Annotated in this window: 16 protein-coding genes and 1 pseudogene; 9 read left to right on the top strand and 8 right to left on the bottom strand. The window is 68.1% G+C overall.

What is annotated here, in order from left to right; all coding sequences use genetic code 11:
- Nucleotides 1-57 precede the first annotated feature (57 nt).
- The gene (locus tag R0146_RS06700) at nt 58-1,110 is read right to left on the bottom strand and encodes a LacI family DNA-binding transcriptional regulator (protein ID WP_317692085.1); all 1,053 of its coding nucleotides are present in this window, start codon (nt 1,108-1,110) and stop codon (nt 58-60) included.
- A 280-nt stretch (nt 1,111-1,390) separates the two neighbouring features.
- Here R0146_RS06700 and R0146_RS06695 point away from each other — a divergent pair, with 280 nt between their 5' ends.
- From R0146_RS06695 to R0146_RS06670, 6 genes are all read left to right on the top strand, one after another.
- Nucleotides 1,391-1,849, top strand: a complete 459-nt coding sequence (locus R0146_RS06695) for a PTS sugar transporter subunit IIA (protein WP_317692084.1) — start codon at nt 1,391-1,393, stop codon at nt 1,847-1,849.
- 1 nt (nt 1,850) lies between these two features.
- Complete coding sequence (locus R0146_RS06690; RefSeq protein WP_317692083.1) at nt 1,851-2,159, top strand: PTS fructose transporter subunit IIB; 309 nt, start codon at nt 1,851-1,853, stop codon at nt 2,157-2,159.
- A 209-nt stretch (nt 2,160-2,368) separates the two neighbouring features.
- On the top strand, nt 2,369-3,676 hold the full coding sequence (locus R0146_RS06685) for an ISL3 family transposase (RefSeq protein WP_317689725.1): 1,308 nt from the start codon (nt 2,369-2,371) through the stop codon (nt 3,674-3,676).
- Nucleotides 3,677-3,691: 15 nt separating this feature from the next.
- The gene (locus tag R0146_RS06680) at nt 3,692-4,795 is read left to right on the top strand and encodes a PTS fructose transporter subunit IIC (protein ID WP_317692082.1); all 1,104 of its coding nucleotides are present in this window, start codon (nt 3,692-3,694) and stop codon (nt 4,793-4,795) included.
- Nucleotides 4,796-4,809: 14 nt separating this feature from the next.
- Nucleotides 4,810-7,416, top strand: a complete 2,607-nt coding sequence (locus R0146_RS06675) for a glycoside hydrolase family 38 N-terminal domain-containing protein (protein WP_317692081.1) — start codon at nt 4,810-4,812, stop codon at nt 7,414-7,416.
- Between the two features lie 270 nt (nt 7,417-7,686).
- Nucleotides 7,687-9,189: an IS1634 family transposase gene (locus R0146_RS06670; RefSeq protein WP_317688991.1), complete on the top strand. Its 1,503-nt coding sequence runs from the start codon at nt 7,687-7,689 to the stop codon at nt 9,187-9,189.
- Between the two features lie 159 nt (nt 9,190-9,348).
- Here R0146_RS06670 and dcd read toward each other — a convergent pair whose 3' ends face one another.
- From dcd to R0146_RS06640, 6 genes and pseudogenes are all read right to left on the bottom strand, one after another.
- Nucleotides 9,349-9,930: a dCTP deaminase gene (dcd, locus tag R0146_RS06665; protein ID WP_317692080.1), complete on the bottom strand. Its 582-nt coding sequence runs from the start codon at nt 9,928-9,930 to the stop codon at nt 9,349-9,351.
- Nucleotides 9,931-9,939: 9 nt separating this feature from the next.
- A complete protein-coding gene (locus R0146_RS06660) occupies nt 9,940-11,244 on the bottom strand; it encodes an ROK family protein (protein WP_317692079.1) in 1,305 nt (434 codons plus the stop codon).
- 34 nt (nt 11,245-11,278) lie between these two features.
- Nucleotides 11,279-12,523, bottom strand: coding sequence for an FHA domain-containing protein (locus tag R0146_RS06655; RefSeq protein WP_317692078.1), 1,245 nt, complete (start codon nt 12,521-12,523; stop codon nt 11,279-11,281).
- Nucleotides 12,523-13,263 (bottom strand): PP2C family protein-serine/threonine phosphatase, encoded by a 741-nt coding sequence (locus R0146_RS06650; protein ID WP_317692077.1) that lies wholly within the window; start codon nt 13,261-13,263, stop codon nt 12,523-12,525. Before R0146_RS06650 ends, R0146_RS06655 begins: the two co-directional genes overlap by 1 nt.
- Before the next feature lie 344 nt (nt 13,264-13,607).
- A complete protein-coding gene (gene ppdK, locus R0146_RS06645; RefSeq protein WP_317692076.1) occupies nt 13,608-16,265 on the bottom strand; it encodes a pyruvate, phosphate dikinase in 2,658 nt (885 codons plus the stop codon).
- 191 nt (nt 16,266-16,456) lie between these two features.
- Nucleotides 16,457-17,341: pseudogene (locus R0146_RS06640) on the bottom strand (pyruvate, water dikinase regulatory protein); the annotation flags it as partial.
- Between the two features lie 93 nt (nt 17,342-17,434).
- On the opposite strand from R0146_RS06640, the gene R0146_RS06635 reads away from it, so the two are divergent.
- Entirely contained in the window at nt 17,435-18,616 is a 1,182-nt protein-coding gene (locus R0146_RS06635) for a class I SAM-dependent methyltransferase (protein WP_317692075.1), read from the top strand.
- 128 nt (nt 18,617-18,744) lie between these two features.
- Entirely contained in the window at nt 18,745-19,575 is an 831-nt protein-coding gene (locus R0146_RS06630) for a YwiC-like family protein (protein WP_317692074.1), read from the top strand.
- Between the two features lie 46 nt (nt 19,576-19,621).
- On the opposite strand, the gene R0146_RS06625 is transcribed toward R0146_RS06630, so the two are convergent.
- Nucleotides 19,622-20,611, bottom strand: a complete 990-nt coding sequence (locus tag R0146_RS06625; protein ID WP_317692073.1) for a helix-turn-helix transcriptional regulator — start codon at nt 20,609-20,611, stop codon at nt 19,622-19,624.
- Nucleotides 20,612-20,927: 316 nt separating this feature from the next.
- Between R0146_RS06625 and R0146_RS06620 the strand changes: the two genes are divergently transcribed.
- The gene (locus R0146_RS06620; RefSeq protein ID WP_317692072.1) at nt 20,928-22,520 is read left to right on the top strand and encodes an ABC transporter substrate-binding protein; all 1,593 of its coding nucleotides are present in this window, start codon (nt 20,928-20,930) and stop codon (nt 22,518-22,520) included.
- Nucleotides 22,521-22,522 lie beyond the last annotated feature (2 nt).

Here is a 22,522-nt window from a genome sequence, read left to right as displayed (position 1 = left end):
GCCGCGTCGCCCAGAGCACGTGTGCAAGTCGCACGTGTGCAAGTCGTAGGTGCCACTTCAAGCGCTGTGCCGTCGCCCCGTCACCCCGCCAGGCTCGATCTCGCCCGACCCGCGGATGATCAGCTGGGTCGGCAGGATTGTTCGTGTTGGGCCCGAGGCTGCCGGTTCCCCGCTGATGCGCGCGAACACCATTTCTGCGGCCGTTCGGCCCATCTCCTCCACCTCTTGCGTGATCACACTCACCGGAGGGCTCAGCAGGTCCGCGGTGTCGAAGTCGTCGAATCCGACGAGTGCGATCTGATGGGACAGCCCCGCGGCTTGCAGGGCACGGACGACTCCGATGGTGCAGACATTGTTGAGCGCAAACAGGGCGGTCGGCGGGTCCGGCAGCGCCAACAGTTGGTCACATGCTTGCCGGGCTCCCGCTTGGCCCTTGGCGTCGAGACGCATGAGGTTCTCGTCGAGCGGCGCCGTCCCTTTCAACGCGTCACGGTAGCCACGTACCCGTTCCTTCGGCGCGAATGCCGAGTGGTCGGGTCCGATCACGCCGATGCGCCGATGCCCGTGAGCGATCAAGTGCTTGGTGGCGGCGTAGCCACCGGAAGCGTTGTCGGCAAGCACCGTGTCGGCGCTGATGCCCTTGGCCGGCCTGTCGACGAAGACCATCGGCATCCCGGTGGCTTCCTCGGCGCGCAGATACGACTGATCGCTGCTCGAAGGCACGATGATCAGCCCGTCAACCCGCCGAGAGGACAGTGCGAGCACCGCTGACCGCTCGCGTTCGACACCCGGCGTTGTCGCCGTCAGCACCAGCGCGCCGTGGCGATCGGCCACCTCATCGATGCCGCGGATCAAACTGTCGTAGAACCGGGTGGAGGCCTGCCGAATCACCACACCGATGGTCTCGGTGCCAACGTGCAGACGCAGACCGCGGGCCAGGTCGTTACGGCGAAACCCCAGCTCACGGGCCACCGCCCGCACCTCTTCGGCCCTCGCTTCAGACACCCCCGGATCGCCATTGAGCACCCGGGACACGCTCTTGATACTCAAGCCGACCTGGTCGGCGATGTCTCGCATCGTCGGCCGGGCCGGAACCTGGTGGCTGTCCACGCTCAGATCCTCCCTGGCGGCTGTCGTCGCCCCACGCGGCCCATCATCTGTCGGCGACGGACCGGACTCAACCAATGGACGCACTGCGCCGCGTCGTCTACGTCACTTCGACGGCATCTTGACAGCGCTTACAGCCCATGATCCACTATCCTACGTCAACGTTGACGGTCAACGTTGACGTAGCACAGCACCCTATCGCCGGCCGCAGTTCCGAAACCATGCCTGGGACGCCTGTCGGGAGGACTGTGCCAGTGCGTTCTAGCCAAAGGAGGTCAGACGCATGAAACTCACTGACTTGTACGATTCCCGGCTGGTCCGGATCAGGTTGCCCGGCCGAACGAAGACCGAGATCCTCCGCTCCATGGCCGCCCTGTTCGTCGAGGCGGGGAAGGTCACCGATCTCGAACGGTTCATAGCGGATCTGCAGGCGCGCGAGCTGTCGTTCTCGACCGGAGTCGGTCGGGGCTTGGCGATTCCGCATGGGAAGTCCGAGGTCGTTTCGACAGCCGCCTATGCGGTCGCCACGCTGTCGGATCCGTTCCTGTGGGACGCCGATGATGACGAGACCACGAATCTGGTCGTGATGCTGGCCGTTCCTGCGCGCGAAGCCGGAACCACCCACCTGAAGATGCTGTCGACCTTTGCTGCTGCGCTCATGGACGACGGCTTCCGAACCGCTCTGGTCAATGCCACAACCGAAGCCGACATCCGATCGGCCCTTCAAACCCGAGGAGCATAACATGTTCATCGTCGCAGTAACCTCATGTCCAACTGGTGTTGCGCACACCTACATGGCGCGCGAAAACCTCATCAAGGCCGCGGCGAAACGTGGCATCGAGATCAAGGTGGAAACCCAGGGGTGCACCGGCAGAGAGAACGAAATCACCGCCCAGGACATCGCCCGCGCTGACGCCGTGATCATCGCGTCCGATGTCAGCATCGCCGGCGCTGAACGGTTCGAGCCCGTACCCACCTTGGAATGCTCGCTGTCGGAAGCCATCAAGAAGTCGGTTCGCGTGATCGACGAAGTCGTCGAGGCGGTGAAGTGAACCATGGCCAAGATTGAGCGCAAGAAAAAGCAGACCGTCTGGCACGAGATGTACAAGGGGATCTTGACCGGGGTCTCGTACATCATTCCGGCTCTTCGCAGTTGAGGGTGTAGGGGCTGCTTGAGGCTGGGCGGCGCGTCGGGGCCGGAGAGGGGTCGAGGCCTTCCGAAGATGGGAGTTCTCACACAGCCCATCCAGAAGACCTCGACGTGCCTGACGCTACCTTCACATGCCCCGACCTGACCACCTTCACTCGCCTGAACGACCTCGGCCTGGAAGTCACCGCCCAGCTCCTGAAGTCCGACCACACGGTTCTGGCCTGCCGGGTCGTCGAGCCCGACGACTGGTGTGGGCGGTGCGGCTGTCAGGGCGTGGCGCGCGATACGGTCCTGCGGCGGTTGGCGCACGAGCCGTTCGGGTGGCGCCCCACCACGCTGCTGGTCACCGTTCGGCGCTACCGCTGCACCGAGTGTGGCCACGTGTGGCGCCAGGACACCACCAAGGCGGCCCAGCCGCGGGCCAAGATCTCCCGTGCAGGACTGCGGTGGGCCCTGGTCGGGATCGTCTGCCAACACCTGTCCATGGCACGGGTCGCCGAAGGACTGAGGGTCTCGTGGAACACCGCGAATACCGCGGTCCTGGCCGAAGGACGCCGTGTCCTGATCGCCGATCCGGCCCGCCTCGACGGGGTGCGGGCGATCGGGGTCGATGAGCACGTGTGGCGCCACACCCGTCGCGGCGACAAGTACGTCACCGTGATCATCGACCTCACCCCGGTCCGCGACGGAACTGGTCCCGCTCGCCTGCTCGACATGGTCGAGGGCCGCTCCAAGCAGGCGTTCAAGGCCTGGCTCGCCGAACAGGACCAGGACTGGCGCGACCGGGTGGAGGTTGTCGCTATGGACGGCTTCAGCGGGTTCAAGACCGCCACCAGCGAGGAACTGCCCGACGCGATCGCCGTGATGGATCCCTTCCACGTGGTCCGCCTGGCCGCCGAGGCTCTCGATACCTGCCGGCGCCGGGTCCAGCAGGCCCTCCACGGTCACCGCGGCCGGGCCGGCGACCCGCTCTACTCGGCCCGACGGACCCTGCACACCGGCATCGACCTGCTCACCGACAAACAGAAGACACGCATCCAGGCCCTGTTCGCCGGCGATGAGCACGTCGAGGTCGAGGCCACCTGGGCCATCTACCAGCGGATGATCGCGGCCTACCGCGACCCCGACCCCGGCCAGGGCCGCACCCGTATGCAGGCCGTGATCGAGGCCATCAGCAGCGGCGTCCCCGGTTCGCTGATCGAGATCATCACCCTCGGCCGCACGATGAAGAAGCGCGCCGCCGACGTCCTGGCCTACTTCGAGCGCCCGGGCACCAGCAACGGCCCCACCGAGGCCATCAATGGTCGGCTGGAACACCTGCGAGGATCAGCCCTCGGCTTCCGCAACCTCACCAACTACATCGCCCGCTGCCTGCTCGAAGCCGGCGGATTCAGACCCCACCTACACCCCGGATTATGAAGAGCCATCATTCCCTTGGTCGTCGCAGGCGGTCTGCTGCAGTCGATCACCACACTGATCTACGGGCCGGCGGGCGCGAACACGGCGGGCACGCCGCAGGACCAGATCAGGCTGTTGGGGGCATCCTTGATGGTCCTGCTCGTGCCGATGCTGGCCGCCTACATCGCGTACGGCATCGCCGACAAGGCCGCGCTGATTCCGGGCCTGGTCGGCGGAATCGCCGCCCAAGGAGTGCCGGTCGGGATCGCCGCCTCGATCTCGGCAGGCAAGGCCACCACGGTGGAAGGCCTGGTCGCGGCCGTGAACGCCCACGTATATCCGGTTGGCTCGGGATTCATCGGGGGTGTGATCGCCGGCTTGGCCGCCGGCTATCTGATCAAGTACTTGAAGAAGATCCCCTACCCGCAGTCATTCGCCGGCATCGTGACCCTGGTCTTCTACCCGTTGATCGGCTCGTTCGTGATTGGCGCGCTGATGCTGTTCCTGCTCGGCGGACCGGCCGCTGCCGTCACGACCGCCCTGACCGCGTTCCTCAAGGGCCTCCAGGGTGGCAGCCTGATCGTGCTCGGCCTCGTGCTGGGCGCAGTGGCCTGCACCGACATGGGCGGCCCGATCAACAAGTCGGGCTACCTGTTCGCTGTCTACGCGCTCGCCGAGGGCAACGGTGCACCGTATGCGGCGTTCGCCGCTGCCAAGTGCATCCCGCCGATCGCGGTGGCGCTGTCCTCCATCTTCGCGGCGAAGGGGTTCACCGACGACGAACGCGACACCGCCAAGGGCGTCTGGTTGCTCGGCATGTTCGGCATCACCGAGGGGGCGATCCCCTTCGCCTTGCGTGACCCAATCCGCATCATCGCGCCGTCCATGATCGGCGGTGGGATCGCGGCTGCAATCTCCTTGACCGGCGGTTCGTCACTGCCGTCGACCGGCGGTTCGGTCATCACCATCCCGATCACCCAGCACCCACTCAACTGGATTGCCGCGCTGGTCGCGGGTCTGCTTATCACCACGGTGGGGATCGTGGTCACCAAGCGCATGAAGGTTCGCAAGCACGGACCCGATCGGGCCGTCGAGGAGGTCGAGCCCGAAAGTGTCCTGACCCACGCCGAACGCATCTGAGGGAGAAGCACATCATGGGCAACAAGGTCTACGTGGTCCCCCACACCCACTGGGATCGAGAGTGGTATTTCACGATTGAAGAATCTCGCTCCCTGCTTATGCACGACCTGGAGGAAATCCTCACCCACCTGGAAGACAACCCGGACTTCGGCTACTTCGTGCTCGACGGCCAAGCCATCGTGGTCGAGGATTACCTGAAGACCCGACCTCAGGACCACGACCGCATCCGGGCGCTGGCCGCGGCGGGACGGCTCAAGCTCGGGCCCTGGCTCACGCAGACCGACTCCCAGGTGGTCTCGGCCGAGTCGATGGTCCGAAACCTCACCTATGGGCTGCAGACCGCCGAACGCGCCGGCGGGGCGATGAGAACCGGCTACATTCCGGACTCGTTCGGACAGAGCGCGAGCATCCCGCAACTGTTGAACGGCTTCGGCATCCAGTCGGCCGTCTTCTGGCGTGGAAGGACCGAACGCCACACCCGGGACGTCAACTTCCGGTGGAGAAGCCCAGATGGCAGCCAGGTCAACGCCACCAACATCGCCATGGGCTATCAGGTCGCCAAGTACCTCGAGTCCGATCCCGAGGTACTTCAGGAACGGATGCAGAACATCCTGGCGCACCTGGGGTGCGACTCGACATCGGACAATGTCCTTCTGCCTGCCGGCCATGACCAGATGCCGATCCAGAAGAATCTGCCGACCCTGCTCGCCGGACTGGAGAAGGCCAACTGCGGCGACTCCTACCGCATCAGCACGATCGAGGACTACATCGCCGACACGTTCGCCGATGCCGATGGCCTCGAGGTGTACGAGGGAGAGTTCATCGAAGGCAAGTACATGCGGGTGCATCGCTCGATCTACTCGACCCGCATGGACATCAAGATGGCGAACGCGGCGGCCGAAGCCGGGCTCACGAACAGATTGGAGCCGTTGCTGTCGGTGGCGAGCCTGCTCGGGTTCGACTACTCGCCATCGCTGGTCGCCCAAGCGTGGAGGACTATCCTTCAGTGCCACGCTCACGACAGCATGGGCTGCTGCAACAGCGACCGTGTCAACGCCGATATCAAGCACCGGTTCGTCAAGGCCCGCGAGGTCATCGACGCCCACACCAACATGACCCTGCGCCTGATGGCCAGCAGCATCGACAAGAGCGACGATGAGGACCTGCTCCTGGTCTTCAACGCCGTCGCGTCACCCGCGGTTCGTCTGGTGGAGCAGGAACTGTTCGTCGGCACCCGCGACTTCGCTCTTCTCGACGTCGACGGCAACGAGGTGCCGTACTCGGTGGTCGACGTCGAGGCGTACGACGCCCAGAAGCTCGACCGGCAGATCGCCCACCTGAACCAGCACATCCCGATGTTCCGGGTGGTGATCTCCTTCAACGCGACGTTCGACGGCCTGGGCTACACCACCTATCGCATCGTGCCTGGCCGCGCGGCGGCGGTGGTGGAAACGCGCAGACCGCTCGGCGCCCGCATCGGGAACGACATGCTGGCTGCCGACGTGACGGCCGACGGGATCCGGCTGACCCGCGGCGACGGGTCTGAAGTCCTCGCCACGCTTGAAGAATCGGGCGACGAGGGAGACAGCTACGACTACTCACCGCCGCCCAACGACCTCGTACTGCAGGACTTCGTCTTCCAGCCGCAGGGGGTGACAGCCGTCGAAGGGGTCCAGCGGCTCGCGTTCCGTGCCGAAAGGAAGGTACCGGCAGACCTCGACGAGCGAGCAAGTGGCGCCCTCAGTGTGGCAGCGGTCTTCACCGGAACCGTGGAGCTGCGGGATGCCGAAAGCTTCGCCCGCCTTCATCTCAGCCACGACAACAATGCCGAGAACCATCGGGTCCGTCTCAAGGTCATCACCGATCTGGAGCCTGAGTATTCCATCGCCGACAACCAGTTCGGCATCATCAGGCGCGAGCTGGAACACCCCGAGGCCTCCTGCTTCGAGGAACTGGGCTGGCACGAACGACCGGACCCCATCTACCCGATGCTCAGCTTCTGCGCGCTGACGCAGGACACCATGGGCACCTTCGTCGCCACCAAGGGGTTGCGCGAGTACGAAGCGTCCGGCGACGCCCACAACGAGCTCAACGTCACCCTCTACCGGTCCTACGGCGAGATCGGCAAGGATGACCTGACGCGTCGACCGGGCCGCGCCTCCGGCATCAAGGTGCCATCGCCCGACGGACAACTCAAACAGCACGTGGAATTCGATCTCGCCGTCGGTTTCGTGGACGGCGAGGACGGCATTCTTCAGGCAAGCCAGGCCGCCCACCTGCTGAACACCGACGACTGCACCTTCCAGGTCAAGAGGTACAACGACTTCCGGCTCAACCCCACCGGTAAGCGGATCCCACCCAGCTATTCACTGTTCACGCTCGACTCCTCCGTCGTGCTCAGCACCGTCAAGATGACTGAGTCGGGGTGCGGCTACGCCGTGCGCTTCTTCAACCCCACCTGGAGCGCGGTGACGGTGGAAACACCAACAATCCAGGGCCACATCGCACACATGAGCAGGCTCGACGAGGAGGTCGGCACCCAAGCAGAAGAACAGCTGACCGTGCCCGCCTGCGGCGCCATCACCCTGGTCTACCTGTCGACGCACGCAGACCCAGCCTGACAGGTTCACCGGCGCCATCGTGACCGTTTCGGGGAGATCCGCGCGACGGGACCGATCGCGGACCTTGACCAAGCCCCGGTGGTCCATCCGTATGTCCCCTCCACCCGGAACGCCCTGGCCCAGGTGGAGGGGCACAGGCCACTCGGCCGCACCACCTTCGTCGGACCCGACTTGCGCCACCCTGCCTGTTTTTGAGGACCGATGTGCTGGTGACTAGGGCTTACGTCTCGGGAAGTGTGCACTAAGAAGTCGCCCCGGTAGCCTGTCGGGGTGGGGTCGTTCGTGCGGAAGGTGAAGACCGCGTCCGGAGCGACCGCGGTCCAGATCGTGCACAAGCGCGGTAAGCAGCGCCTCGGTATCGACCACATCGGCTCGGCCCATGACCAGGCCGAACTCGAGTTGCTGTTGCAGGTCGCCCGCGAACGATTGGCGCTGGGCCAGGACCAGCTCGATCTAGGCTGGGAGCCTGCGGGTCGCCCGCCCGGCCAAGCAGTGGTCGAGTCGACCGCTTCCACGGTGTTGTGGGAAGCGCTCGTCGGGGTCTACGACCACCTCGGGTTCGACGTCCTGGCCGATGAGTGTTTCCGCCAGCTGGTCCTGGCGAGGGTCGTGGAACCGACCAGCAAGGCCGATTCGATCCGGGTCCTGGAGGGGCTGGGCATCACGCCGGCCTCGCTGCGCACGATCACCCGGGCTCTGCCGCGGATCAACAAGGGCGACTACCGCGACCAGCTTGCGACGGCCTGCTGGAGCCACGTCAGCGCCCATGGTGCTGTGGCCTTGGTCATGTATGACGTGACCACGCTGTACTTCGAGGCCGAGAACGAGGACTCGCTGCGCAAGGTCGGCATGTCCAAGGAACGCCGCGTCGACCCGCAGATCACCGTCGGACTACTGGTCGACCCCTCCGGCTTTCCCCTCGACCTGCACGTCTTCGAGGGCAACAAAGCAGAGACGACCACCCTCCTGCCCGTCATCGAAGCGTTCCAGGCCCGCCACCAGGTCAGTGATCTGGTCGTGGTCGCCGACGCCGGCATGCTGTCGGCGGCGAACCTGAACGCGCTGGAGGACGCCGGCTTCTCCTTCATCGTCGCCGCCCGGCAATCGAAGGCTCCCGCGGAGCTGGAGGACCATTTCGAGGCCCACGGCAACTACCTGGCCGACGGTGCGACGTTCGAGGTCACCCGCCCGATGGGTGTCGGGAAGGACCGGCGCGACCGCCGGGTCGTCTGGCACTACCTCGCCGCCAGGGCCCGGCGCGACCAGCAAACGCTGAATAAGCAGATCGAACGCGCCGAGAAGATCGCCACCGGCAAAGCACCCATCGGAAAACACCGCTTCATCAAGCTCGAGGGCGCCACCAAGGGCGTGGACTGGCCCCTGGTCGAGCGCGCCCGCGCAGCCGCGGGTTTCAAAGGGTACGTCTCAAACATCCCTGCCGTGACGCTGGACGGGCCGGCGGTCGTCGCGGCCTATCGGGACCTGTGGCACGTCGAGGCGTCGTTCAGGATGGCCAAATCCGACCTGGCCGCCCGCCCGATCTTCCACCACACCCGCGACTCGATCGAGGCCCACCTCACCGTCGTGTTCGCCGCCCTCGCCATCGCCCGCACGATCCAGGCCCGGACCGGTGTCTCGGTCAAGAAGTTCCTGCAGATCCTGCGGCCCCTGCACTCAGCGGTCATCAACACCGGCACCCAAACCATCACCATCCCGCCCGCCATCCCACCCGATGCCCAAGAAATCCTCGATACTCTCCAGGGTGGTCACTAAAGTGGCGCAACTCGGGTCGGACTTCTCACCACTGCCGGTTCCGGCTGACCCCCTGATCAACCACGGCACCATCCGCCACCGCGAATGAACCGCCACCGTCAATGAACCGCCACCGTCAATGAACCGGCCGGGCGAAGGAATGGGCCCCGGTGACGCCGATCAGCTGATCGGCGTCCGGTGGAAGTTGACGAAGGAGCGGCTCGGGGTCGGCCCCCGCTGGCCCTGGTAGCGCGATCCGTACTTCTTCGAGCCGTACGGCTCCACCGCCGGCGACGACAGCCGGAAGAAGCACAGCTGTCCGATCTTCATGCCCGGCCACAGCTTGATCGGCAGGGTCGCGACGTTCGACAGCTCGAGGGTCACGTGTCCACTGAACCCCGGATCGACGAAGCCCGCCGTGGAGTGGGTGAGCAGGCCGAGACGCCCCAGTGACGACTTGCCCTCCAACCGGGCAGCGAGGGTGGTACCGAGGGTGACCACCTCGTACGTCGAGGCGAGGACGAACTCACCCGGATGCAGGATGAACGGCTCGTCGGGCCCCTCAGGCTCCACCAGCCGGGTCAGCTCGGCCTGTTCGACGGCGGGGTCGATGTTCGGATAGCGGTGGTTCTGGAAGATCCGGAAGAACTTGTCCAGGCGTACGTCGACGCTCGCCGGCTGGATCATCGCGGGATCATAGGGATCCAGACGGATCTGGCCCGATGCGATCTCCGCGGCGATATCTCCGTCCGACAGCAGCATGGCCCGAGCCTAGCGCCACACCGACGCGCCGGAGTCCGCGCCCCCCATCGTGGGCGCCGTCACGTCGTTCCCGCGTCCACCGGTGACCGTACCCGAGCCGCCGGCCGGCCGATCGTCCTCCCGGCCCTCGCCGCGCAGCCACCGCGCCGGGTCGAGGATCACCCGGTCCAAGGCCTCGTACGCCGCACCGGTCGCCGCCGGCGCCGTCCCCACCGGAGCGAGCACCACTTCGGGAGCCGCCAACGCGTCGGACAACAGCCGGTGCCGCATCTCCTCGGCGATCGGGCCACGCAGATGTCCACCGATCACGGCCAGGTCACCGCCGAGCACCAGAGTCGGCAGGTCCAGCAGGTTGACAACGCTGGAGAGGACCGACCCGAGCGCGTGCCCGGCGGCGTTCACCGCCCGCGCCGCGGCCGGCTCCCCGCTCTCCAGCCTGGTGAGCAAGGTGTGGATCGAGGCGCGCGGCGGCAGACCCGCGGCCTGCAGCAGGCTGAGCCGGCCGACATACTGCTCGAGGCACCCGTGCGAACCGCAGCGGCACTCGGGACCGGCCGGATCAACCGTCATGTGGCCGATCTCCCCGGCCCAGCCGTGGGCCCCGAGGAACTCCCGCCCGTCCAGCCGGATCGCCGCGCCGACGCCGATATCGCCGTGCAGGTAGACGAAGCTGGGCCACGGCCCGGGGCGCCCCGGCCGGGTCTGGGCGACCGCACGGGCCGCCAGGTTCGCCGAGTTGCCGACGCGGAAGCCGACCTGCGGGCCGATCACCGCGGACAGCACTGGGTAGGGGTCGACATCGGTCCAGCCGAGGTTCGGCGCCACCAGCAGCCGTCGACCGTCGCGATCCACCAGCCCAGGCACCGACAGGGTCGCCCCGGCCAGCAGCAACCCGGGGGCCAGATCGTCGAGGATCTCGCGGACCATCACGCCGAGGTGACGCAACAACTTGCCCGGCTCCGCGCCGGCCACGGCCGTCTCGTCGAGGCTCTCGGCCAGGACGCGGCCGGACAGGTCGACCAACCGCGCTGCGAGCAGGCCCACGCCGATCTCCAGACCGAGCCCGACGTACGAGTTGCGGGCCGGGATCAGCGGCACGGCCGGGCGGCCCCGCCCGGCACTGTTGATCGGCGGCAGCGCCTCGAGGATCCGCCCCTCGATCAGCGCGTCGACCAGCCGCGAGGAGGTCGATCGGGTCAGCCGTGCCTCCTCGGCCAGCCGGGCCCGCGAGATCGGCACGGCGTCGTCACTGTGCGCGAAGACGTGCCGGGTGATCAGCTCGAGATTGGCCTCCCGCAAGGACCCCTGCCGCACCCCCCGGTCCACGCGGTGGCGTTCACCGGTCACGTCAGGCGCGGTCGATCAGGATCGTCACACCGTCGCCGAGATCCAGGATCCATCCGGGCTGCACCGCCACCGGCTCACCGGGGACCAGCTGGTGCCGCTGGCCGGCCAGCGACGGGTCCCCGCCGATCGGGCCGGTGATCAGCACGGTGCCGTTGGTGGAGTGCAGGTCGGTGACCTGCACCGTACGCCCCACCGGCTCGACCTTCACGTGCGTACGGCTGATGTCGTGCGACGGGCTGGGGACGGTCATCAGCTTCGGCACGACGCCGGCGCCGGCGCGATCCGGGCTCGGCGCCCGGCCGATCAACACCATCCGGTCGACGGCGACCGGTGCACCGGTGATCGGGCGCAGCAGGGCCATCACCGGCGACGGGCCGCCGGCACCCTGCATCGCATGGTCCTGCGCGCCCGCGGACGACGGCGCGGCAGGGGGCACCGGCATGGCAGGTGCGGGGGCCGGCGTGCCGATCAGCTGGGTGGTCTCCGCGGCGGCAGCGCCGATCACCTGGGTCGCGGCGTCCGGGCCGACGACCGGCGGGGCTGCCGAGACCGGCGGGACAGCGGCCGGAGGGGCGGAGACGGGAGGCGCCGGGACCGGAGCAGCGACGAGATGGGCGGCCTCGTCGTGCTCGGGATGCATCGGGTCGTAGACCTGCCCGTGGACCGGCTCAGCCACCGGCGGACGGTCGGCGGGCGGCCGGGCGCCGGCGACATGGGGCGCCGCGACGGGCGCGGCGACGAGACGGTCGGGGCTGGTCTCGACCAGCAGCGAGTGGGCGCGCACCGCACCGACGACCAGCGGCAGGCGGAGCGCGTCGGGCGCCGGGCCCCCGTCGACGGCCTCGATACGGACGGAGCCCACGCCGCCGAGCCCGCTCTCGCTCCAGGTCCGTACGCCCTCCCCGCTGGCGATGACCTCACCCGAGGCGGTGTCGACGACCCGCAGCCGGCCGCGGATCAGGCTGTGCATCGACCCGGCATCCCAGAACAACGCGGCCATGTCGGGCATGTCGGTGACCCCGGCGCGACCCAGCTGCGCCACCAGGTCGTCGATCGACGCGGCCGGGACGATGCTCTCCCAGACCGAGGTGACGAACTCCTCCACCCGCGCGGGTGCCGGGGGCATCACGACCAGCGCATCGGGGCCGGCGAGCACCACCCACTCCCCCGGCGCGTACGTCACGCGCCAGGTGCCGATCGTCTCGGCGCCCTCGGGGGCACCGGCCTGCCGCGGGTCCTGAACCATCAACGCCCATCCTGTACATCGACAACAACTACCGACACATTGTCACGTGCACCGTAACCCAACGCCAGATCAAGCAGAGTCTGACAGGCCGGTTCGGTCTCGGTCCGGCCGATCAGCACGCCCTCGATCTCGGTCATCGGGACGGCGTTCACGAGTCCGTCGGTGCAGAGCATCAGCCGCTGTCCGGGCACCACCGGCAGCCACCGTACGTCCGCCTCCGACTCCTGCTCCGAACCCATCGCCCGGGTGATGACGTTGCGCAGTGGCATCCCCTCGGCGTCGGCCGGGTCGAGGACGCCGGCATCGATCAGCTCCTGCACCAGCGAGTGATCGACCGTCACCTGGCTCACCATCCGCCGCGTCCCGTCCTCGTGGACGTCGTCGTGCACCAGGTAGCAGCGGGAGTCGCCGACGTTGAGCACCATCCACCGATCCTCGCCGTCGACATGTACGGCGACGACCGCGCACAGCGTGCTGCCCGCCCCCGGCATCTCGGCGTGCAGTGCGAGCACCCGCTGGTGGGCGGCGCGTACGGCGGCCGACACGGTCTCGACATCGAGCTCGCGACCGGCCAGCGTCTGGAACTCCTCGACGATGGCCCGGCTGGCGAGTCCGCCGCCCGCCTGGCCGCCGATCCCGTCGGCGACGAGGAACACCGGCGGCTCCGCCAGGACGGCGTCCTGGTTCTCCGGGCGCACCGGCCCCTTGTCGGTGCGGGCGGCGTAACTCAGGGTCTCCACTCCAGTGATCCTAGTGAAGACAGCCCTCCGACCGCCCGATGACCGCGCCGTGACGCCGAAAGGTCGCCCCTGTCGCCCCTCGCACGAAAGGCCCGAGCGGCCGCTGGCGGCGGGCGGCGGGCGGCTGGCGGCGGGCGGTTCCGAAGAAATTTCCATAGGGCAGGCCTATAGAAGTTTTCTGGAACACCACCGTCGTCTGCCCACGCCAACCACGCCAACCACGCCAACAGCATGGCGCCGCCCGTGCCAGTTTCCCGGCCGGTGCGGCCGACGACAAGCCACGTCGACAAGCCACGTCGACAAGCCCGACGACTGGGCCTACGACACGCCTCGGGCGGCTGCCCTCAGGCGCGCTGCCCCAGCGCCGCGCGGGCAGCGGCCAGACGGGCGATCGGCACCCGGAACGGGGAGCAGGACACGTAGTTCATCCCGATCTCGTTGAACAGTTCGATCGACTGGGGGTCGCCACCGTGCTCGCCGCAGACACCGGTCTTCAGACCGGCCTTCTTGGCGCGGCCCTTCTCGACGCCGATCCGGACCAGCTCGCCGACACCGTCGCGGTCGATCTGGGCGAACGGGTTGGCCGGGATGATGTCGTTGTCGATGTAGGCGTTGAGGAAGGATCCCTCGGCGTCGTCACGCGACAGGCCGATGCCGGTCTGGGTCAGGTCGTTGGTGCCGAAGCTGAAGTAGTCGGCGTAGTCGGCGATCTGGTCGGCGACCAGGGCAGCCCGCGGCAGCTCGATCATCGTGCCGACCGTGTACTCCAGCGGCACACCGGCAGCGGCGATCTCCTCGTCGGCGACCCGGACGATGATCTCCCGCAGCCGCTTCAGCTCCTCCGGGTAGGCGACCAGCGGCACCATGATCTCCATGATCGGCTCGAAGCCGCGCTGCTTCACCGCGATGGCGGCCCGTACGATCGCCTTCGTCTGCATGTCCGGGATCTCCGGGTAGAGCAGCGACAGGCGGCAGCCACGGGTGCCGAGCATCGGGTTGGCCTCGGACAGCTTCTTCACCCGGGCCAGCAGCGCCTCCTCGCGGAGCAGGTCCTCGGTGGCGGCACCGGTGAGCTTCATCTCCTGGACCTTGAGGTTCTGCTCGACCAGGCCGGGCAGGAACTCGTGCAGCGGCGGGTCGAGCAGCCGGATGTTGACCGGCAGACCGCTCATCGCCTCGAAGATCGCCTCGAAGTCGGACTGCTGCAGCGGCAGGATCTCGGTCAGCGCCGCGGCCCGGTCGGCCTCGTTGTCGGCGAGGATCATCCGCTGCACGGCGGGCAGCCGCACCTCGTCCATGAACATGTGCTCGGTCCGGCACAAGCCGATGCCCTGGGCACCGAACTCGCGGGCCTTCGCGGCGTCCGGGCCGTTGTCGGCGTTGGCCCGTACGGTCAGCGACCGCACCTCGTCGGCCCAACCGATGATCCGCTCGAAGTCGTCGCTCATCGACGGCGGGATCAGCTTCACCGCACCGTCGAACACCTCGCCGGTCGACCCGTCGATGGAGATGACGTCACCCTCGTGCCAGGTCCGGCCGTTGATCATGAAGACCTTGTTGGCCGCGTCGATCGACAGCTCGTGGGCACCGGCGACACACGGTCGGCCCATGCCGCGCGCGACGACGGCCGCGTGCGAGGTCATGCCGCCGTGCGAGGTCAGCACGCCTTGGGCCTGGATCACGCCGTGGATGTCGTCCGGGGTGGTCTCCCACCGGACCAGCACGACGTCCTCGCCGGCCTTGCCGCGCTCCTCGGCGGTGTCGGCGTCGAAGACGACCGCGCCGACCGCGGCCCCCGGGGAGGCGTTCAGGCCGACGGTGACCGGCTCGGGCTTGGCCTCCGGGTCGATGCCGGGGTGCATCAGCTGGTCGAGCTGGCCCGGGTCGATCCGGCGGACCGCCTCCTGCTTGTCGATGATGCCCTCGTCGACGAGGTCGCCGGCGACCTTGATCGCCGCCCGGGCGGTCCGCTTCCCGTTGCGGGTCTGCAGCATGTAGAGCTTCTCGTCCTGGACGGTGAACTCCATGTCCTGCATGTCCCGGTAGTGCTTCTCCATCCGGTCCATGGTGTCGATCAGCTGGCGGTAGGCGTCGGGGAGCACCTGCTCCATCTCCTCCAGCGGCCGTGGCGTACGGATGCCGGCGACGACGTCCTCGCCCTGCGCGTTGGTGAGGAACTCGCCGTAGAGCTCCTTCGCGCCGGTGGAGGGGTTGCGGGTGAAGCACACGCCGGTGGCCGAGGTGTCACCCATGTTGCCGAACACCATCTGCATCACATTGACCGCGGTGCCCAGCTCGGCGGAGATGTTGTTGGCCCGGCGGTAGACCTCGGCGCGCGGGTTGTTCCAGGACTTGAAGACGGCGTCGACCGCGCGGCGCAGCTGCTCCATCGGATCGGTCGACCAGGCGCCGCCCAGCGCCTGCGCGGACAGCTCCTTGAACTCGGCGACCAGCTCCCGCAGGTCCTCGGTGGTCAGGTCGGTGTCGCTGGCCGCCCCCTTGGCCTGCTTCATCGCGGTCAGGGCGTCCTCGTAGATGTGCGGGGCGATGCCCTCCACGACCTCGCCGTACATCTGGATGAAGCGACGGTAGGAGTCCCAGGCGAACCGGGCGTTGCCGGCCTCGGCGCCGAGCGCCTCGACCGAGGTGTCGTTGATGCCGAGGTTGAGGATGGTGTCCATCATGCCGGGCATCGACTGCACGGCGCCGGAGCGTACGGAGACCAGCAGCGGCTTCTCCGCACCACCGAGGGTGCGCCCGGTACGTGCCTCGAGGCGGTGCATGGCGTCCTCGATCTCGGTCCACAGGGTGGCCGGCCACACGCCGGTCCTCATGGTCTCCACGCACGCGGTGGTGGTGACGGTGAACGCATCAGGGACCGGGACACCGATCCGGTGCATCTCGGCCACACCGGCGCCCTTGCCGCCGAGGAGGGGCTTCATCTCAGCGTTGCCCTCGGCGAGATCGTAGATGTAGTGGCTGTGGGGGGCCTGTTCAGTCATCAACTTCTCCTCGTTCGTGTCGGACCTCGATGTCCGGCGACGTTCAACTCGGTGGTCAGCCGGTGATCGGCACTCTAGGCGAGTGCCGGACCATGCCCCTTGCGGGGCGGTAGGAGGGCGCCGGGCGGCACCGGAGGGGTGTCCGGAGCAGCGGCGCCCGGGGCTCCCCGGACGACCGACACCGCGGACCGCGGAGTGGCCCGCGGCTCTCCGGCGATCTCCCGCAGGTGGCCGCCGGCCTGGCGGGCGCGCTGCTCGACGATCTCGATGATCTTGGCGGCGCTCTCCTCCAGGGCCACCGAAGTGGTGTTGACCACCACGGCGCCGAGTCGGCGTTCCATCGCGACGATCTGGTCGACCTCGTCGTACACCCGGACGAGGTCGGCGTATCCGTCCTTGCGGGACCGCAGGCCGGTGCCCAGCCCGAGCCGGCCGATCCGCTCGCGCCGGATCTCGACCAGCCGTTCGGGGTCCATCGTCAGGCCGACCAGTCGCCAGCGGTCCACCAGGGCGAGCTGGGCGGGCGGCTCGATGCCGAGCACGAGCGGGATGTTGGCGGTGCGGTAGCCGAGGTAGCCCAGGTACATCGACAGTGGCGTCTTGCCGCTGCGCGAGGCGCCGAGCAGGATGATGTCGGCCTGGCCGAGCCCTTCGAGATGCTGGCCGTCGTCCTGCTGGATGACGTACTGCATCGCCGAGATGCGGGTGAAATAGTCCGCCTCGACGCCGACCGGCCGCATCGGCACCAGATCGGCCTCGGTGCCGGTGATCTCCTCGATCGCGGCAAGGGTCGGGCCGAGCAGATCGGAGTGGCTGATGCCCAGGCTGCGGCAGGCCCGGCCGACCAGTTCACGCAGGTCGGGGTTGACCAGGGTGGAGATGACGATCTTGTCCGTGGTCGGCGCCTTGAGGCTCTCCACCACCGCGACGACGCTCTCGACGGAGGTGATCCGCGGGTGGCGGATGATCCGGAAACGGCGGGACGGGAACTGCGCCTGGGCCGCGCGGGCAAGGCGAGCCGCCGTCTCCCCTGTGGAGTCGGCAATGACATGGACCTCGAGGACTTCGCCCGCCACGGTCAGAACCCTAGCGCTCCCCCTTCAGTGGTCTGCAGGTGGATACCAGTTGAGGAACAGGCTGCTCGGCGGCGGCCCGATAGGCTGGCGACCGTGCTCACCCTGGATGCCGTCGACGACCTGATCCTGGCCGAGGCGGCCACCGTCGAGGCCGGCTCCGCCGTCCCCGCCGCCGTCGCCGTCGCCGCCGTCGGCTCCGGGCGGGCCCCGGTGCTCGTCCTCGACGCGCCGGCCCTCGCCGCCGAGCTCGCCCGTCAGGGTCGTACGGTGCTGCACCGCGCCGATCTGCTGGCCGACGAGGAGCCCCTGGGCGAGGCGATCCCCGGCGGCGTCGTCGAGTCCTGGGACGATCTGCGACTGGGCGACGTACGCCTCGTGCTGCTGCGGCTGCCCGCCAATCTGAACGCCCTGGACGAGCTCGCCGAGGCGGTCGCCGCGCACTGCCACCCGGAGGTCCGGCTGGTCGCCGGTGCCCGGGTGAAGCACATGACCCGTGGCATGAACGAGGTGCTCGCCGGTCACTTCGCCGAGGTGCGGGCGAGCCTGGGGGTGCGCAAGTGCCGGGTGCTGCACGCCGCGTCCCCACTGCCGGCGGCACGGGCGACCGGCGCCGCGCCGAGCTGGCCCCGGACCGCGGTGCTGCCCGCGTCGGAGGTGGGCGCAGCAGAACCGAACAGGCCGGCGCCGAACGGAACAGCACCCACCGGAACAGCACCGAACGCGACAGCGCCCCACGGGGCGGACCTCACCGTCGTGGCGTACGGCGCCACCTTCGCCGGCAACCGGCTCGACCTCGGCACCCGGCTGCTGCTGGACCGGATCGCGTCGCTGTGTCCCCGCGACGGCGCCGACCGGGCGGTGGATCTGGGCTGCGGGTCGGGCATCCTGGCCGCGGTGTTGGCCCGCAACGGCTGGCATGTCACCGGCGTCGACACCTCCCGGGCAGCCGTCGCCGCCACCGCGGCCACCGCCGCCGCGAACGGCCTGACGATCGACGTACGCCGCGCCGACGCCCTCACCGACTGGCCGGCGGCCGACCTCGACCTGGTGGTGTGCAATCCGCCCTTCCACGTCGGCACGGCGAAGGACTCCAGCCCGGCGTTCCGGATGATCCGCACCGCTGCCCGCGCGCTGCGCCCCGGCGGTGAGCTGTGGTGCGTCTACAACGCCCACCTGCCCTACCTGCCGGCCCTGCGCCGCGATGTCGGCCCCACCGAGATCATCACGCGCGACCGCAGCTACCTGGTCACCCGGAGCATCCGCGCGGCACGGTGAGACGACGCCGTGAGAAGGCCTCGACGTTCCCGCGGGAACGTCGATCCGGACAGCGCGGATCGACCGCTCGGCGCCTCGGGAGAACGATCCACAACGTTTCCTCCGGCACGATCAGGTTTAATGATCCGGTGAGCACCGCACCCTCGACCCGCACCCGTCGCCACCGCACGGGCGGCTGGGTGCCCAACCAACACGGCGCCTGGGCGATGGTCGTCATCCCGTGGTCCCTGGGCACCTGGCAGCGGTTCCGGGACGGTGAGGGCGCCGCGTACGCCCTGCTCTTGGGACTGTTCTGGGTGGTCGGCTACTTCGCCTTCCACGCCACTTCCCTGTGGCTGAAGTCGCGCCGCCAGCACCGCTACCTGCGCCCGACGGTGACGTACGCCGCAGCGGCCGCCGTCCTCGGGGTGGCGACCTGGTGGTCGGCCGGTCCGGCGCTGATCGGCTGGGCGGTGCCCTTCGTCCCCGTCCTGGCCGTCGCCCTGCTGCTCGCGGCCCGCCGCCGTGAGCGCGCGCTGATCGGCGGGCTGCTGACCGTGGCCGCGGCGAGCCTGGTGGTGCTCGTCGCCCGGTTCGCCTCCCCGCTGGAGGTGGTCGACGGCTGGGGCACCCCGACGGTCGGCCGGGCGGTGGGGCTGGCGCTGATCTGCCTGGGCTATTTCGGCGGCACCGTGTTCTTCGTGAAGTCGATGATCCGCGAGCGCGGCAACGCCGGTTTCCTCGCCCTCTCGGTCGGCTGGCACGTCGCCGCGACGGCGGTGGCGGTCCTGGCCACCCTGCTCGCCCACGCCGCACCGTGGTGGGCCGTCTTCTTCGGCCTGACGACCGTACGCTCCCTCGCGCTGCCGCTGATCGGGCCGATGCGCCCCAGCGGGCCGGCCTTCACTCCCCGACAGCTCGGCTTGGCCGAGGCGATGTTCAGCGTGGCGCTGGTCGGCCTCGCCCTGGCGACGGCCTGAGGGGGACCGGCAGGGCCTCACCGCTGCGCCCGACGGCGCGGCAGCCTCAGCTGTCCGCCACGTCCACCAGATACAGCCCTTGGGCGAGCGCCATCCGTACGACGGCCGAGCGTCCGGACAGCCCCAGACGCACGAGGATATGTTCGACGTGGGTGGTCACCGTGCGTGGACTGACCTGGAGTCTGCGCGCGATCTCCTGGTTCGAAAGACCGTCCGCGACCGCGGCGACGACGTCCAGCTGCCGGCGTGTCAGTGCGTGCGGCGGCGCCACCTCCTGCCAGACGACCAACATGCTGTCACCGTCGGCAGATCCCAGCGAAAGCGAGACGTGGGTGGGTTGCGGCTCGCTCTCCGGCCACACCAGGAACCGGGCGAGGCGCTCACCGGACATCAGGACCTTGCCGACCGCCAGCTGAACATGCTCGGGGACGTCAACACCCGAGCTCAGCTCGGAGCTGAACGACAACGACGCGTCGACGACCGCGATCTGATCACTCGTACGCTGCGCCTGCCCTGCGTCGGGGCCTGCCAAACGCCCGACGAGGCGGGTCAGCACCGGCACGAGCTGGTCGGTGACCGCTTTGGCCTCAGGAGTGGGGAACGTCCACGAGTCGGTGTTGAGCGTGAGCATCCCACGGTACTGACCGTCGGACGACATCAACGGCGTGTACATCCCCTCGACAAGACCGTTGGGGACCAGGACGTTCGAATAGAATTCCGAGATACCCGGGTCGAAAGTCATATCCTTCCAGGACAACGTGCGACGGTCGCGATGGAGTTCCGGCCAGCAGATGTCATCGACGAACATGCGGCCATTGAGGTGATCAAGCACATCACCCGGGTAATCGACCTGCACAAGGGTCCGGTGCACACTGCAAGCGGCATCCCACCGTGCGAACTCGATTCCTGACCACGGCACCAGGCGACGGAATTCAGTCAGCACCTCGAAGGCCTGCTGCTCAACCGACACAGCACGCTCTTCGCCCGCAGCGGAGGAGATGGCGAGCGCCGCCTGCACGTACTCAGCGGTCCTCATGCGGAAAGACTAGTCAGCACACGCCGACCCCGAGCCACCCGAAACACGTCCTTAACGATTACCAGAGTGATGAAACCGGGTCGAAACATCCCTGTAGATCCCGAGTCACAAAGCCCGCACGGTTACGTAAAAGAGCGTATTCAACCGAGATCCGCTCCGCACATAGAGTCCTTTCAACGCAAAGCGCTGACCCGACGACGAGTCACCTGACAGTCGTCGGGTCAGCGCTGTGCGTTCACCACCCTCCCGGCAGACAAGGACCCCAGATCACATGAGCGGAATCCGACGTACATCGCTGGCACGCCGAGTGGCCGGCGTGGCAGCTGTGGCCCTCGCGGCGACTCTCGCCCTCAGCGGGTGCTCCGGCGCAGCCTCCGGTTCCAACAACGCAGCTGCGCAGCAGACCCTCGTCATCGGGATCGAGTCCGAAGCGGACATCCTCGACCCACAGGTCGCCGGCGGCTGGGTGACCTGGCGCATCAACAGCCAGATCTTCGAGCCCCTGGTGACCGAGGACCTCACCACCCCGTCCGACAAGGCCGCCGTACCTGCCCTGAAGCCGGCCCTCGCCGAGTCCTGGGACATCTCCGAGGACGGCAAGACCTACACGTTCCACATCCGTCAGGGCGTGAAGTTCCAGGACGGCACGCCGCTCGACGCCGCCGCGGTGGTCTACAACATCGACCGCATGTGGAAGAAGGACTCCCCGGAGTACAACGCCAAGGCCGCGGGTCAGACCAGCTTCATCTGGCAGTACGTCACCGGCGTCGAGGCGACCGATGACAAGACCGTCGTCGTGTCACTCAGCCAGCCGTTCTCGCCGTTCCTCCGGATGCTCGCCCAGGGTGGCAACGGGTCGACGGCGATCATCAGTCCGACCGCACTGAAGAAGTACGGCAACGACATCGCCGATCACCCGGTCGGCACGGGTCCGTTCACGTTCGTGGAGCGGGTACGGGGCGAGCGCATCGTCCTTGACCGCAACGAGGACTACTGGGGGACCAAGCCCAAGCTGGAGGGTGTCGTGTTCCGCCCGGTTCCCGACGCCTCGGCGCGAGTGGCCGCGCTGCGTTCCGGCGACGTCGACATGATCGCGGTGCCGAGCCCCGATTCCGTCGATGGTCTGGCCAAGGCCGGCTTCCAGGTCTCCGAGGGCACACCGCCCCACGTCTGGTACCTGAGCTTCAACATGACGGACAAGTACACCTCGATCCCGGAGGTCCGTAAGGCGATCAACCTCGCCATCGACCGCGAAGGCATGTCGCACGACCTGCTGCGCGACACGACGAACGCGGCGTACGACATCCAGGCGCCGGCCAACAGCGCGTACACCAAGCGGACCGCGGCGTACGCCCGCAACATCGAGGAGGCCAAGAGGCTTCTCGCCTCGGTCGGCCTGCAGGACGGCTTCACCACGACGCTGACGACCTCGGTCGACGGCTCCGGCCAGATCATCCCGAAGGACATGGCCGAGTACCTCCAGCGGAACCTCGCCGATATCGGCATCACGGTGAACGTACAGACCCAGGAGTGGATCTCCTATCTCGGGACGTGGGCGCAGGGTTCGCCCGAGGGCACCGGCATGGCGCAGATGTCCTGGGGCATGACCACGCCGTACTGGCTCTACATCGTCACCTCATGCACCCTCCAGGCGCCGAACGGTCCCAATGTCGGCCACTACTGCAGCCAGCCGCTGATGGACACGATGAACAAGGCGATCACGGCCACCGACGAGGCCACGGCCGACAAGTTCTGGCAGCAGGCCAACGACATCGTGGTGGCGGACAACGCCCTGGCGCCGGTCGTCAACGACAAGGCGCCGTACGTCCTCGCTCCGTACGTGAAGGGCTTCGTGTCCCCGAGCGAGGAGTGGTACGACCTCACGAGCGTCAGCATCGACAAGGGGTGACC

The organism is Raineyella sp. LH-20, from assembly GCF_033110965.1.
Classification (GTDB): Bacteria; Actinomycetota; Actinomycetes; order Propionibacteriales; family Propionibacteriaceae; genus Raineyella.
Note: the sequence above shows the minus strand (reverse complement) of the source record. Positions and strands in the feature narration are given on the sequence as shown.